At 66.2% G+C, this 14,724-nt stretch carries 13 protein-coding genes; 6 read left to right on the top strand and 7 right to left on the bottom strand.

Annotated elements, in window-relative coordinates; genetic code table 11:
• Nucleotides 1-52: 52 nt before the first annotated feature.
• Nucleotides 53-1,393 carry a cystathionine gamma-synthase family protein gene (locus C100_RS38610; protein ID WP_024020455.1) on the top strand — a complete coding sequence of 447 codons (1,341 nt, stop codon included), beginning with the start codon at nt 53-55 and terminating at the stop codon, nt 1,391-1,393.
• Nucleotides 1,390-2,319, top strand: a complete 930-nt coding sequence (locus tag C100_RS38615; RefSeq protein ID WP_024020456.1) for a 2-hydroxyacid dehydrogenase — start codon at nt 1,390-1,392, stop codon at nt 2,317-2,319. Before C100_RS38610 ends, C100_RS38615 begins: the two co-directional genes overlap by 4 nt.
• On the opposite strand, the gene C100_RS38620 is transcribed toward C100_RS38615, so the two are convergent.
• A complete protein-coding gene (locus tag C100_RS38620; protein ID WP_024020457.1) occupies nt 2,316-2,990 on the bottom strand; it encodes an HAD family hydrolase in 675 nt (224 codons plus the stop codon). The two genes, C100_RS38615 and C100_RS38620, sit on opposite strands and share 4 nt — an antisense overlap.
• A gap of 98 nt (nt 2,991-3,088) precedes the next feature.
• Here C100_RS38620 and C100_RS38625 point away from each other — a divergent pair, with 98 nt between their 5' ends.
• From C100_RS38625 to C100_RS38640, 4 genes are read left to right on the top strand one after another with little or no spacing between them, the layout of a single operon-like run.
• Nucleotides 3,089-4,198, top strand: coding sequence for an MlaE family lipid ABC transporter permease subunit (locus C100_RS38625; RefSeq protein WP_024020458.1), 1,110 nt, complete (start codon nt 3,089-3,091; stop codon nt 4,196-4,198).
• On the top strand, nt 4,198-5,073 hold the full coding sequence (locus C100_RS38630) for an ABC transporter ATP-binding protein (RefSeq protein ID WP_024020459.1): 876 nt from the start codon (nt 4,198-4,200) through the stop codon (nt 5,071-5,073). Before C100_RS38625 ends, C100_RS38630 begins: the two co-directional genes overlap by 1 nt.
• Nucleotides 5,074-5,076: 3 nt before the next feature.
• On the top strand, nt 5,077-6,039 hold the full coding sequence (locus tag C100_RS38635) for an MlaD family protein (RefSeq protein WP_024020460.1): 963 nt from the start codon (nt 5,077-5,079) through the stop codon (nt 6,037-6,039).
• Nucleotides 6,040-6,059: 20 nt separating this feature from the next.
• Nucleotides 6,060-6,671 (top strand): ABC-type transport auxiliary lipoprotein family protein, encoded by a 612-nt coding sequence (locus C100_RS38640; RefSeq protein WP_024020461.1) that lies wholly within the window; start codon nt 6,060-6,062, stop codon nt 6,669-6,671.
• A 63-nt stretch (nt 6,672-6,734) separates the two neighbouring features.
• On the opposite strand, the gene pepN is transcribed toward C100_RS38640, so the two are convergent.
• The 6 genes from pepN to C100_RS38670 form a co-directional block, all read right to left on the bottom strand.
• Nucleotides 6,735-9,335, bottom strand: coding sequence for an aminopeptidase N (gene pepN, locus C100_RS38645; protein WP_024020462.1), 2,601 nt, complete (start codon nt 9,333-9,335; stop codon nt 6,735-6,737).
• Nucleotides 9,336-9,505: 170 nt separating this feature from the next.
• Nucleotides 9,506-10,435, bottom strand: a complete 930-nt coding sequence (locus tag C100_RS38650) for a ParB/RepB/Spo0J family partition protein (RefSeq protein ID WP_024020463.1) — start codon at nt 10,433-10,435, stop codon at nt 9,506-9,508.
• Nucleotides 10,432-11,214 (bottom strand): ParA family protein, encoded by a 783-nt coding sequence (locus tag C100_RS38655; protein WP_024020464.1) that lies wholly within the window; start codon nt 11,212-11,214, stop codon nt 10,432-10,434. Before C100_RS38655 ends, C100_RS38650 begins: the two co-directional genes overlap by 4 nt.
• Nucleotides 11,211-11,855, bottom strand: coding sequence for a 16S rRNA (guanine(527)-N(7))-methyltransferase RsmG (rsmG, locus tag C100_RS38660; protein WP_024020465.1), 645 nt, complete (start codon nt 11,853-11,855; stop codon nt 11,211-11,213). The genes C100_RS38655 and rsmG overlap by 4 nt, the downstream gene beginning before the upstream one ends.
• On the bottom strand, nt 11,852-13,702 hold the full coding sequence (mnmG, locus tag C100_RS38665) for a tRNA uridine-5-carboxymethylaminomethyl(34) synthesis enzyme MnmG (RefSeq protein ID WP_024020466.1): 1,851 nt from the start codon (nt 13,700-13,702) through the stop codon (nt 11,852-11,854). Before mnmG ends, rsmG begins: the two co-directional genes overlap by 4 nt.
• 59 nt (nt 13,703-13,761) lie before the next feature.
• Nucleotides 13,762-14,724, bottom strand: a 963-nt coding sequence (locus tag C100_RS38670; protein ID WP_024020467.1) for a tRNA modification GTPase, incomplete at its 5' end; no start/stop codon positions are given.

The raw sequence follows: 14,724 nt of genomic DNA on the forward strand, positions 1-14,724 counted from the left end.
TCCGGCCATGACGAGCGGCGCAGCAGATGCCGCCCCCAAGCAGGAGAATGACATGCCCGGCGAGACCCCATCCGACCTGTCCGAAGCCGATCTGACCGGCGTGGAGCCGAGCGGCAACCGCCGCCGCCCCAAGCCGCCGATCATGGAGATTGACGGCCGCAAGCTGAAGCCCGCCACGTTGATGATGGGCCATGGCTATGACCCGACCCTGTCCGAAGGATCGCTCAAACCCCCGATCTTCCTCACCTCCACCTTCGCGTTCGAAAGCGCGGCGGCGGGCAAGCGGCACTTCGAGGGGGTGACGGGCATCCGTCCCGGCGGTGCGGAGGGGCTGGTCTATTCGCGCTTCAATGGGCCGAATCAGGAAATTTGCGAGGACCGGTTGTCGGTGTGGGAAGAGGCGGAGGATGCGCTGCTCTTTTCCAGCGGCATGTCGGCCATCGCCACAACCCTGCTCGCTCTGGTCCAGCCGGGCGATGTGATCGTGCATTCTGCGCCGCTCTATGCCGCGACCGAATCGCTGATCGGGCGCATCCTTGGCCGCTTCGGCGTGCAGTGGCTCGATTTTCCCGCAGGCGCCACGCCCGAGGAGATTGGCGCGGTGATCGACCAGGCGAAGGGGCTGGGCCGCATCGCCATGATCTATCTGGAAAGCCCGGCGAATCCCACCAATGTGCTGGTCGATCTGGACGCGGTGGTCGCGCGGCGCGACTCGGCCTTTGCCGGGGCGAGCCATGTGCCGCCGATCGCCATCGACAACACCTTCCTCGGCCCGTTGTGGCACAAGCCCCTCGCCCATGGCGCGGACCTGGTCATCTACAGCCTCACCAAATATGCCGGCGGCCATAGCGATCTGGTCGCGGGCGGGGTGCTGGGCAGCAACGCGCTCATCAACATCATTCGGCTGATGCGCAACACCATCGGCACCATCCTCGATCCGCACAGCGCCTGGATGCTGCTGCGGTCGCTGGAGACGCTGGAACTGCGGATGAGCCGGGCGGGCGAGAATGCGGAAAAGGTCTGCGCCTGGCTGCGCGACCAGCCGCAGGTGGAAAAGGTCGTCTATCTCGGCTTCCCGGAAACAGAACGGCAGGCCGACATCTACCGCCGCCATTGTTCGGGCGCGGGATCGACCTTCTCGCTCTACCTCAAGGGCGGCGAGGCGGAGGCCTTCGCCTTTCTCGACGCGCTCAAGATCGCCAAGCTGGCGGTCAGTCTGGGCGGGACCGAGACGCTGGCCAGCCACCCCGCCGCGATGACCCATTTGTCCGTGCCGGCGGAGCGGAAGAAGGCGCTGGCGATCGGCAATAATATGGTGCGCATCTCGATCGGCTGCGAGGATGCGGACGACCTGATCGCGGACTTCGCCCAGGCGCTGCGGCAGATCGCATGAGCGCGCGCCCGATTATCCTCATCGCCCAGCCGCATCTGGCGCCGTTGCTCGGCCTGCTGACGGCTGATTATGACGTCAGGATGCTCTGGGAGGATGACGGGCGGGCGCAGGCCGGCGCGGCGCAGGCGCTGGTGACGGCCGGGGAGTTCCGGCTCGACCCCGCGCTGATCGCCGCGATGCCGCATCTTGGCCTCATCGCCTGCTTCACCGTGGGCTATGACGGGGTCGACCTGGACCTGGCGCGCGCACGCGGGATCGCCGTCGCCCATGCCGGCAACGTCAATGCGCAGGATGTCGCCGACCATGCCATCGGCCTGATGCTGGCCCATCGCCACTGGATCGTCGCGGGCGACCGCCAGTTGCGCGCAGGGCTTTGGACCGCGCAGGCCAAGACGATCACGCGGTCGATGGGCGGCGCGCGGCTGGGCATTGTCGGCATGGGCGCGATCGGCATCGCCACGGCGGAACGGGCGCAGGCGATGAAGATGCGGATCGGCTGGTGGGGGCCTCGCGACAAGCCGGGCCTGCCCTGGCCCCGCGCCGACAGTCTGGCCGCGCTGGCGAAGGACAGCGACATGCTGGTGGTCGCGGCGCGAGCGCAGGCGGATAATCGCGGGATGATCGACGCCGCGATTCTCGACGCGCTTGGGCCGGACGGGCTGCTGGTCAATGTTGCGCGCGGCCAGTTGGTGGACGAGGCGGCGTTGGTCGATGCGCTGAAGGCGGGACGGCTGGGCGGCGCGGCGCTGGACGTGTTCGATCCCGAACCGACCGACCCGGCGCGCTGGGCGGATGTTCCCAACGTCGTGCTGACGCCGCATATCGGCGGTGCGACCCAGGAAGCCGTCAGTCAGATGGCGCAGATGCTCAAGGCCAATCTCGCCGCCCATTTCGCGGGGCAGCCGCTGCCCGCTCCGGTGATCTAGTCCCAGTCGACCCGGGTCCAGCCGCGCGCCGCCGCCAGCTTCGCCAGCGGCTTGTGCGGGTTGGACGCGAAAGGCAGATCGGCAAATTCCAGCATCGGCGCGTCCGACACATGGTCCGAATAAGCGCGGACATGGGCATGGGCGCGGTCGATCGCCTCGGCCGCCATCCACGCCTTGATCATGCGCAGCTTGCCCGTGTCATAGCAATTTTCTCCCGCGATCTTCGCGCGGACATAGCGCAGATCCTGGCTCAAATGGTCGGTGGCGATTACCGCGTCGAAGCCCAGCCGCCGTGCGATCGGTTCGACATAGAGGCGGTAGGACGCGGTAGCGAGCACCAGCCGATAGCCGTCGGCCCGGTCGCGGGCGATTTGCGCGACCGCGCCCCGGCGCAAATTTGTCGCCATCACCTTGTCGGCGTAGCTTTCGACATGGGGCATTAATTTCGCCCGCTCGACATGATAGCCGATCATCAGCGCCTGATTGAGTTCCTTGAGCCGCTGGCGCGTGATGAGCTTGAGCACATAGGCCAGCATCAACAGGATGACGCAGGGGAAAAGCAGCAACCGCCATGGCGCCATCGCGCGCGCGACGTGAATCAGGAAGCCGGTATAAGTGCCCTTGAACGTGACCGTGCGGTCCATATCGTAGATCGCCAACTTGTGCGTCATGCCGTTCCCGAAACTTTTGCGCGAGCCCTTCGTTCTGGCTTGCGGATGGGCCGTTTCGGCTTGCCGTGCAACCGATAATGGACCACTAAACCGACTTGATGAACAAAGCCGCCGACCTTGCAGAAGAAATGGGCGATGACGGCACGGTAATTCGGCTTTCGGGAAACCTGGCCATAGCGTGCCTCCATGACCTGCCCGCCCGCCTTGATGGGTATCAGGACGCAGTGCGCGCCATCGACCTGTCGCAGGTGGATCATATCGACACGATCGGCGCCTGGACGGTGCACCGCACGGCCGCACGGCTGGGCGCGGACATTGTCGGTGCGAACGAGGACGCCCGTCGCCTGATCGAGGCGGTAGGCCAACTGGACGAGCCGGTGACGATCCGCCCCGATCATGCCCCGCCCTGGAAGCGTGTGGTAGGCCAGATCGGCGAAGCGGTCACCAATGCCGGATCGACCTTGTTCGGCCTGCTGGGCTTTTTCGGCGCGAGCCTGGTCACGACCTGGGCACTGATTCGCCACCCGAGCCGGTTCCGCGTCAATGCGGTGGTTCAGCGATTCGAGGTAGTCGGCGTCTCCGCCCTGGGCATCATTGGCCTGATGAGTTTCCTGATCGGCATTGTGATCGCCCAGCAGGGTTCGGTCCAGTTGCGCCAGTTCGGCATGGAAATGCTGACCATCAACCTGGTCGGCCGCCTCACCTTCCGCGAACTGGGCGTGCTGATGACCGCGATCATGGTTGCGGGCCGGTCCGGCTCCGCTTTTGCCGCGCAGCTCGGCACGATGAAATTGACCGAGGAAATCGACGCGATGCGCACGATCGGCGTTTCGCCGATGGAGGCGCTGGTGCTGCCGCGCACGCTGGCCGTGGTGGTGATGATGCCGCTGCTCGGCTTCTATTCCTCGATCGTCGCGATTATCGGCGGCGGCTTTCTGTGCGCGGTCTCCCTCGACATTCCACCCATCACCTTCGTCCAGCGATTGCGCGAAGTCGTGCCGATCACCGACCTGTGGGTCGGCCTGATCAAGGCGCCGGTCTTTGGCGTCATCATCGCGCTGGCGGGCTGCTACCAGGGGATGCAGGTCAAGGCGAATGCGGAAGAGGTCGGCCTGCGCACCACCGCCGCGGTGGTGCAGGCGATTTTCCTGGTGATCGTGATCGATGCCTTCTTCGCCGTCTTCTTCACCTGGGTCGGGTGGAATTGATGAGCGAGGTGGATGCGCAGCAGGCCGAGGAAAACCGGATCGACGAGGCCGTCGAGCGGAGCGATATCGCGATCGAAGTCCGCGGCTTGCGGAACAGCTTCGGCGATCAGGTCGTGCACGAGAATCTCGATCTCGACGTTCGCAAGGGCGAGATATTGGGCGTGGTCGGCGGGTCCGGCACCGGCAAGTCGGTTCTGATGCGCGCGATCATCGGCTTGCAGAACCCCGACGCGGGCGACATCTGCGTCTTTGGCAAATCGATGATCGGGGAACTGAACGACGATGAGGCGCTGGCGATCCGCAAACGCTGGGGCGTGTTGTTCCAGGGTGGCGCGCTGTTTTCCACGCTGACCGTGGCCGAAAATGTCGAGGTGCCGATCCGCGAATATTATCCCAATATCGGGCCGGCCCTGCGCGACGAAATCGCGGCCTACAAGATCCGCATGACCGGCTTGCCGGCAGAGGCCGGACCCAAATATCCGGCGGAACTGTCGGGCGGCATGAGAAAGCGCGCCGGCCTTGCCCGGGCGCTGGCGCTGGACCCGGACCTGCTGTTCCTCGACGAGCCCACCGCCGGGCTCGACCCGATCGGCGCAGCGGCCTTCGACGACCAGACCCGGCGGCTGCAACAGACGCTGGGCCTTACCGTCTTCCTGATTACGCATGATCTCGATACGCTTTATTCGATTTGCGATCGGGTGGCGGTGTTGGCGGACAAGCGGGTGATTGCGGTAGGCACGATCGCCGAGTTGCTGGCGACCGATCACCCCTGGATCCAGGAATATTTCAACGGCCCGCGCGGCCGCGCAGCCACGGCCGCGGTCGAACGCGAAAAGAACAAGGCGGCGTCGACGCCGCCGGATGGAAGGCGATAGGATATGGAAACCCGCTCCAATCATGTGCTGGTGGGCACGGCCACGCTATTGCTGCTGGCCGCGGTCATGATCGCCGCTTTCTGGTTTTCGCGCCTGTCGCAGGGCGACAACAAGGAATATGACATCTTCTTCAAACAGTCGGTCAACGGCCTCGCCAAGGGATCGTCGGTCAATTATTCGGGCGTGCCTTCGGGGCAGGTCGAAAAGATCGAACTTTGGAAGCGCGACCCCAGCTTTGTGAAGGTGCGCATTTCGGTGCGCGACGGGACGCCGGTGCTTCAGGGCACGACCGCGACCATTCAGGGCGTCGGCTTCACCGGGGTCAGCGAGATCGTGCTGGACGGCGCGGTCAAGGGCGCCCCGCCGATCGTCTGTCCGACGCGCAATGCCACGGCGGTCTGCCCCGACGACGTGCCGGTGATCCCGACCAAGCCGGGTGCGCTGGGCGAACTGCTCAACAATGCGCCGCAACTGCTGGAGCGGCTGTCGACTCTGACCGAACGGCTGACCGAATTGCTCAATGACAAGAACCAGCAATCGATCGCGAGCATCTTGGCCAATGTCGAGCGGGTGTCGGGCGCACTGGCCGATCGCAGCCCGGAAATCGCGGCCACGCTGGCGGAAGCGCGCATCGCGGTGCAACGCACCGGCGTTGCGGTGGAACAGATCGGCAAGCTGGCCGCCACGACCGATTCGCTGCTGAACGATCAGGGCAAGCCGCTGATGACCGACCTGCGCAAGACGGTGCAGGCGGCGACCCGCAGCATCGACACGCTCGACAAGACCATTGGCGAGGCGCAGCCGGGTATCGACAGCTTCAGCAACCAGACCATGCCGGAAGTCAACCAGTTGGTCCGCGACCTGCGCGAAATGTCGCGCGCCTTCCGCGGGGTCGCCGAAAAGCTGGATCAGCAGGGCGCGGGTTCGATCGTCGGGTCGCCCAAATTGCCCGATTACAAGCCATGATGATGAGAAGGATGAGGCGTATGTTCCACGCGAAACCACAAGGCGTCCCCATGGCGCTGGCGGCGGCCTTCCTCCTGTCGGGCTGCGTATCCTTTGGCGCGAAGCCGCCTGAACGCCTGCTCTCGCTCGATGCAGCGCAAAAGGTGCCGGCCGGCTCCGCGCGCGTGGCTGGCGGCGGGCGCACCCTGATCGTGACCGAACCCGAAGCGCCCAAGATGCTGGACACCGTGCGCATACCGGTGAAGACCAGCCCGACATCGGTCGCCTATGTGACCAAGGTGCAGTGGTCGGACACGCCGCGCCATATGTTCCGCCGCCTGCTGGCCGAGACGATCTCCGCGACGACCGATCGCGTCGTGCTGGATGCGGGCCAGTTTTCGGGCGATGGCGGCCAGCGCCTGTCGGGCGAACTGATCGACTTCACCATCGACGCGGCCCGGCAGAGCGCGGTCGTGACCTATGACGCGATGCTGACGACGCCCAACGGCGTCGCGCTGGCGCGCCAGCGCTTTACCGCCAGCGTGCCCGTGGGCGCGAAGATCGAGGCGGACACCGTCGGCACGCCGCTCAATGCCGCCGCGAACAAGGTCGCGGCCGATGTCGCCGCCTGGGCGGCCGCCGTGAAGGAATAAGCCCCGTCCTTTGCTTCGAGCCGCCGCCGCCTGGCGTGTCGGCTCGAAGCAAGCGAGGGCTTGTCAATCCAGGCTTTTGCTTGCCTGCTCGGTCACATCCTTGGACAGACCGGGTTCGGCCAGGATGCGCTGCAATTCACCACGCATCAACGCGGCGCGTGCGTCATCGAACCGCTTCCAGCGGCCGAGCGGCGGCACGAGGCGCGCGGCGGTTTGCGGATTGCGCTTGTCGAGCGCGATGATGCAATCGGCGACCAGCCGGTAGCCCTTGCCCGATCGATGGTGGAACGCCCATTGATTGCCGGCGAAGGCGCCATAGAGGGATCGCACCCGGTTCGGGTTGGACAGGGTGAAATCCTTGTGCCGCCCCAGTTCCTCGACCAGGTCGACCGTGTCGGGATGGAAGGCGAAGGCCTGGGTCTGAAACCATTTGTCGAGCGTCAGCGCATCGGCGGAATAGCGGTTGTAGAAAATGTCGAGCGCCGCCACCCGCTGCGCACTGGCGCCATTGGCAAGCGTGCCGAGCGCCGCCTGCCGCTCCGTCATATTGTCCGCCTCGCTGAACTGGTCGAAGGCGATGGCGGGGCCGTCCTGCGCGCCCGACGCCACCAGGAAATGCAGCGCGGCGTTGCGCAGTTTCCGCGCGCCCTTGGCCGCGGAAGAGAGGGAAAAGCCATTGGCCTTGGTCCCGGCATGGACATCGCGCCAGAGCGATTCAAGGTCGGCGCCGATCTTGCGCTGAAGCGAATCGCGGGCAGCATGGATCGCATCGGGATCGACCTGCTGCATCTGGTCACCCAGATAGGCTTCGCTCGGCAGGCGGATCGCTTCGGCGACAAAGGCCGGGTCGAGCGTTGGATCGGCCACGATGTGACGGATCGCGGCGACCACCGCATCATCCTCCACTAGCCGGCCGCCAATGCGGCCGATCAGCACATTGACCATCAACTGCTGCATCGCCTCATAGCGGGCGAAGGGATCATCGTCATGGGCCGAAAGAAAGGCGAGATCGTCCTGGCTGCGGTTGGTCTCGACGATGACGGGCGCGGAAAAGCCGCGATTGATCGACAGGACCGGCGCGCTGGCAAAGCCGGCGAAGGTGAAGCTTTGCCGCGCTTCGTCCAGCATCAGCAGTTCGTCGCCATGATGGGCGCCGGTCGCCGGATCGAACAAGGCGGTGCGCAGCGGGATCGCCATGGGTTGCTTGTCGGGCTGGCCGGGCGTGGGCGGCACCATCTGCTCCAGCGTCAGTTCGACGCTCTGCGCCACCGGATCATGCGACAGCAGCGCGCGGACATGGGGCGTGCCCGCCTGCTCATACCAGAGGCGGAACTGGGTCAGGTCGATGCCGCCTCCTTCCTCCATGGCGAGGACGAAATCCTCGCAGGTGGCGGCCTGACCGTCATGCCGGTCGAAATAGAGATCGGTCCCCGCCCGGAAGCGTTCCGGGCCGAGCATCAGCGCCATCATGCGGATCAGCTCCGCCCCCTTATTATAAATGGTCGCCGTGTAGAAGTTGCTGATCTCCATATAGGTTTCCGGCCGAACCGGATGGGCGAGCGGGCCGCTATCCTCCTGAAACTGACCGGCGCGCAGGATGCGGACATCCTCGATCCGCTTGACCGCGTGAGAGCCCATGTCGGCGGAGAAATTCTGGTCGCGAAAGACGGTGAAGCCTTCCTTCAGCGACAGTTGGAACCAGTCGCGGCAGGTGACGCGGTTGCCCGACCAGTTGTGGAAATATTCATGCGCGACGACGCCTTCCACCCCGTCATAATCGATGTCGGTCGCGGTTTCGGGGTCCGCCAGAATATAACGGGAATTGAAGATGTTAAGGCCCTTATTCTCCATCGCGCCGAAGTTGAAGTCGGCAACGGCGACGATGTTGAACACGTCGAGATCATATTCGCGGCCATAGACGCGCTCGTCCCAGGCCATGCTGTTCTTGAGCGCCTGCATCGCGTGGGCGGTGCGCGGCAGGTCGGCCTGCTTGACCCAGATGCCAAGCTGCACGGTCCGGCCGCTCATCGTCACGAAGCTGTCGGCGTTGCAGGCAAGGTCGCCGGCAACGAGCGCGAACAGATAGCAGGGCTTGGGGAAGGGATCATTCCAGCGCGCCCAGTGACGGCCACCGTCCAGATCGCCCTGTTCGACCGGATCGCCATTGGCCAGCAGGATCGGGAAGCGGGCCTTGTCCGCCGCCATGGTCACGCTGTAGCGCGACAGCACGTCGGGGCGGTCGGGGAAGAAGGTGATGCGGCGGAAGCCTTCGGCCTCACACTGTGTGCACAGCAGGCCGCCGCTGGCATAGAGGCCCATCAGCTTGCTGTTGCTTTCGGGCGCCAGCTCGACGAGCGTTTCGACCTCATGCTCGCCGCCGGGCAGCGCGATGATGAGCGCGCCGGCTTCCAGATGCCATTCCGCCTCGTCCAGCGGGCGGCCATCGACGCGCACCGCCAGCGGAACGAGGCCATCGCCATCGAGCCGCAGCGGCCGATCATGATCGCCATTGCGCGCGACGGATAGCGTCGCGCGCACCCTGGTCAGCGCCAGGTCGAGATCGAAATCGAGCGCGATGTCGGGGACGAGCCAGTCGGGCGCCTGATAATCGGCGCGGCGAATGACAGCGGGAGCGGCGGCGGTGGTGGAGTGCATGTCGGCCATGCCGGCAACCTAGGGAGAGGCCCGACAAAAGACCAGTGGCTTCGGATTGCGAGCGCACGAAACTTCGCGCGAGTGGCGCATGGCAAAGTCGGGCGCAGCCGCCGATTTGCGCGGTTCAGGCTGCGCCGAACTTCGCAGCGGACGACTAATGAAGGGGTGTGTGGCCCCGCCTAGATCCGCTCGCCCGACAGCCGCTGGCACAGCATGTCGAGCTGGTCGAGGTTGGAATAGCGCATCGACAGGATGCCGCCGGTCGATGCCCCGTCATGGGCGATTTCGACCTTCAGCCCCAATATGTCGGCCAGATGCTGTTCCAGCGCCGCGATGTCGGGGTCCTTGTCCTTCGCGCCGCCGGTCCCGCGCTTGGTTGCGGGGACGTCGGCGCCGGTCTTGACCCGCCGCACAAGCTGTTCGGTATCGCGGACCGACAGCCCCTTATCCTCCACCTGCTGCGCCAGCCGCTCGCAATCGGGCGCGCCGATGAGCGCGCGGGCATGGCCCATGCTGATCCGATTGTGCATCACCTGATCCTGCACAGGCCGGGGCAGTTCCAGCAGGCGCATCAGATTGGCGACATGGCTGCGCGACTTGCCGACGATGCGGCCGAGCGCTTCCTGGCTATGGTGAAATTCCGCGATCAGCTTGCGATAGGCCTCCGCCTCTTCGATCGGGTTGAGATCCTCGCGCTGGATATTTTCGATCAGCGCGATTTCGAGCGTTTCCTGCTCATCGAAATCGCGGACGATTGCCGGAATGCGATGAAGCTGGGCGCGTTGCGCCGCGCGCCAGCGGCGTTCACCGGCGATGATCTGAAAGCCGCCGCCATGGGGGCGCACGATGATCGGCTGGATGACGCCGCGCTTGGCGATGCTGTCGGCCAGTTCCTGCAACGCGCCTTCGTCAAAATGGCGGCGCGGCTGTTCGGGATGCGGATGGATCAACGCCACCTCAATCCCCTGCACCGCCTTGCCATTGGGCTGCGGCGCAGTGGAGGCGACCGGTTCTTCGCGCGCGACATCGCCCAGCAGGGCGGACAGTCCACGGCCCAGACCCTGGGGACGCTTGGCAATCTTCGGCTTGTCGGTCGTTTCGTCGCTCAAGCGGCAACCTCCTGTCGGGGCAGGCGCGCAATCAGCTCACGCGCGAGACGCATATAGGCTTCCGATCCCGAACAGCGGAAGTCGTAGATCAGGGCCGGCACGCCATGGCTGGGCGCTTCGGACAGGCGCACATTGCGCGGAATCACCGTAGTGAAGACCAGGTCGCCAAGGCAGGCGCGGACGTCGTCGGCCACCTGGTCCGTCAGGCGATTGCGGCGATCATACATGGTGAGCGCGACGCCCATGATCGACAGGCCAGGATTGAAACGGCCCCGGATGCGCTCCACCGTCAGCAGCAATTGCGACAGACCTTCCAGCGCGAAAAATTCGCACTGGAGCGGCACGAGCAAGGATTGCGCCGCGACCATGGCGTTGATCGTCAACAGGCCGAGCGAAGGCGGGCAGTCGATCAGGCAGATGTCCCAGCGACCGGGCTGCGCTTCGGACAGCACCCGCTCCAGGCGATGGGTGCGCTCCTCATATTCGATCAGCTCGATTTCCGCGCCGGAAAGATCCTGGGTCGCGGGCACCAGATCGAGCTTCGGCACGCGGGTGGTGACGATCGTGTCGTCCAGCCCGCAATTGCCGACCAGCAGGTCATAGCTGGACCGTTCGCGTTCGGCCTGACCGACGCCAAGGCCCGTCGAAGCGTTACCCTGCGGATCGAAATCGACCAGCAAAACCCGCAGGCCAGTGGCGGCGAGGCCGGTCGCAAGGTTGATCGCGGTCGTGGTCTTGCCCACCCCTCCCTTCTGGTTGGCGATGGCGATACGGATCATGGGCGATGCTTCCTCTGGCCGGCGGCGGTGACGGAGTGCGCGACGATGATGGCGCTGTCGGCATCCGTCACACTGGGTTCCACGTGAAACACACCTTGCCATGCCGGGCGCGTCGCCTCCAGTTCATTTTGCGCATTTCGTCCCTTTGGCAGCACCCATAGGGTCTTTTTATTGGTGAGATGCAGGGCGGAGGCGAGCAGTCGGGGGAGCGGCGCATAAGCGCGGGCGCTGATGACGGCGGCGTGGCAGGCGGGCACGGCTTCGACCCGGCCGCCAAAGACACGGGCATGACCGATGCCCAGATCGGCCACGACGGACTCCAGAAAGTCGATCCGCTTGCGGCGGGATTCGACCATCAGCAACGGCCGTTCGGACAGGCAGGCGAGGACGATGCCCGGCAGGCCGGCCCCGGACCCGAGGTCGATCCAGTCCCCTTCGCCCGCTGTGCCGGCACGAGAGAGCAACTGGGCGGAGTCGACGATATGCCGCGCCCAGACATGGGGGCGGGTCGATTCGGCAATCAGATTCTGCTCATCCATGGCGGACAGGAGGATGGCGACATAGCGCTCCAGCCGGTCCCATGTTTCACGTGGAACGTCGAACTGCGCCTGAAGCCAGGCGCGCGCTTCTTCCTCGCTCACGCGGCCTCCCGCCGGACATGGACGAGAATGGCGGCAAGCGCCGCCGGCGTGATGCCACGGATGCGCGCGGCGGCGGCGAGCGTATCCGGCCGAGCCGCGTCGAGCCGTTCGATCATCTCGGTCGACAGGCCGCCGATTGCGCGGAAATCGAAATCGGCGGGGATCAGGACGCGCTCATTGCGGCGTAGCTCTGCAATCTCCGCATCCTGCCGCTGGAGATAGGGGGCGTAATGGGCATCCTCCAATATCTCGGCGCGCAGGTCCGCCGGAGCGTCTCGCAAGGCCGGCGCGAGGTCGAGCAGCAGCGCCTTGTCCATCTCCGGGAAGCGCGCCCAATCGAACAGGCTGCGGCGCGCGCCATCCTGTCGCACCGATGCGCCGGCCCGCGCCAGTTCCGAAGCGCTCATCGGTCGGGCCATATCGGCCTCGATCAGTTCGCGCTGCATGGCGCGTTCCGTCAGCCGCGCCGCGCGCACCGCGCCGATGATGCCACGGGCAAGGCCGACCGGACCGAGCCGCGTTTCGGCATTGTCCGCGCGCAGGCGCAGGCGATATTCCGCCCGCGCCGTCAGCATCCGATAAGGCTCGGTCACGCCCTGGAGAACGAGATCGTCGATCATCACGCCGATATAGGAGCTGGCCCGGTCGAGGATCATGGCGACGTCGCCACGGGCGCGCGCCGCTGCATTGACGCCGGCAACCAGTCCCTGGGCGGCGGCCTCCTCATAGCCGGTGGTGCCGTTAATCTGTCCCGCGCAGAAGAGGCCGGGCACCGCCCGCACTTCCAGCGTGGCGTCGAGCGCGCGCGGATCGACATGGTCATATTCGACGGCATAACCGGGAACGACGATTTCGACCTGCTCCAGCCCCGGCAGCGAACGGACCATCTCCAGCTGCACGTCGGTCGGCAGCGAGGTGGAGATGCCGTTGGGATAGACGAGCGGACCGTCCAATCCTTCGGGTTCGAGGAAAATCTGATGCCCGTCACGATCGCCGAAGCGCAGCACCTTGTCCTCGATCGAGGGACAATAGCGCGGCCCCCGCCCCTCGATCGCACCACTGAACAAAGGCGACCGACCAAGGCCGTCGCGGATGATCTGATGGGTGCGGTCGTTGGTCCGGGTGATGGCGCAGGCAAGCTGGGGTAGAATGCGCGCGGGCGTGAGCGGCGACATGGTCCACCCCTCCCCGTCCGATGGCTGGGTTTCGAGCCGCGCCCAGTCGATGGCGCGCCCGTCGAGCCGCGGGGGCGTGCCGGTCTTGAGCCGGGCGATGGGCAGGCCGACCGCGCGAAGCTGTTCGCCCAGACGCGTCGCAGCGCGCTCGCCGACGCGGCCGCCGGTCTCCCGCTCATCGCCGCGAAACAATTTGCCGCCCAGAAATGTGCCGGTCGCCAGCACGATGGCGGGCGCCATCAGCGCACCGCCGTCGGCAAGCGCGACACCGGCCACCGCTTCGCCATCAAGGATCAACGCGCTCGCTTCGCCCTCGACGATGGCGAGGCCGGGCTGCGCGTCCAGCATTGCGTGAATGGCGGCGCGGTAGCGGGTGCGGTCCGCCTGGATGCGCGGCCCCTGGACGGCCGCGCCCTTGCTGCTGTTGAGCATTCGATAATGGATCGCCGCCGCATCCGCAGCGCGGCCGATCAGCCCGTCGAGCGCATCGACTTCCCGGACCAAATGGCCCTTGCCCAATCCGCCGATCGCGGGGTTGCAGGACATGGCGCCGACCGTCTGCCGGTCAAAGGTGAGCAGCGCCACCGACGCACCCTTGCGCGCCGCCGCCGCAGCCGCCTCGCAGCCGGCGTGGCCGCCACCGACCACGATCACATCATAGCTTGTTCGCATAGCGCGCCCTTATCAGATTCGGGGCGCCAAGGTCAAAAGCGTTCCACGTGGAACATCGCTCATTTACCGATGCAGAAACCCGCGAAGAGACGGTCGAGCATATCCTCGGTTCCGGCCTGGCCGGTCAGCGCGTCAATCGCGGCGCGGGCGAGGCGCAACTCCTCCGCCGCGACGAGCAGGTCGGACTGAGCGCCGGCGGCGTGAAGATGATCGCGCACCGCCGCAACCCCTTCGCGCTGGCGCCGGTGCAGCGCATAGTCGCCCTCCCCCGGCAGCAGCGCGGCGGATCGTTCGCGCAACAGCGCGACCAGCGCATCCATCCCCTCCCCCGTTCGGGCGGAGAGGCGAAGGCCCGGTCGGTCGGGCGCGGCGCGATCGCACTGGGCGGCGATCAGGATCGCGTCCGCGCGGGGCAGGTCGGCCGCGTCGCCCAGCCAGAGGATGATGTCCGCCGCCGCCAGCGCGGCGTGGGCGCGGTCGATACCGATCGCTTCGATCGCGTCGCCGGCTTCGCCGCGCAGGCCCGCCGTATCGGTGAACAGGAATGCCGTCCCGCCGATCGCAGCCGGCACTTCGATCCGGTCGCGGGTCGTGCCGGCAATGTCGGAGACGATCGCCGCCTCGCGCCCGACCAGTGCGTTGAGCAGGGTCGACTTGCCGGCATTGGGCGGTCCCGCCAGCACCACCCGCACCCCGTCGCGCAGCCGCTCGGCCGATGGCGCCGCAAGCATCGTCCCCACCTCGCGCGCCAGCGCGGCGATGCCGTCCCCGATCCGCGCCTCGATCGCGCTGTCAGGCACATCATCCTCATCCGAAAAATCGAGCGCGGCTTCGGCCATGGCGGACAGGTCGAGCAGGGCGGCGCGCCAGCCATCGATCCGGCGGGAAAAATGCCCCTCCGCCATCAACAGGGCGGCGCGGCGCTGGCCCTGGGTTTCGGCGGCGAGCAGGTCCGACAGTCCCTCGACGGCGTTCAGGTCCATTCGGCCATGGGCAAAGGCGCGGCGGGTGAATTCGCCCGC

Source organism: Sphingobium sp. C100 (assembly GCF_000508185.1).
GTDB lineage: Bacteria > Pseudomonadota > Alphaproteobacteria > Sphingomonadales > Sphingomonadaceae > Sphingobium.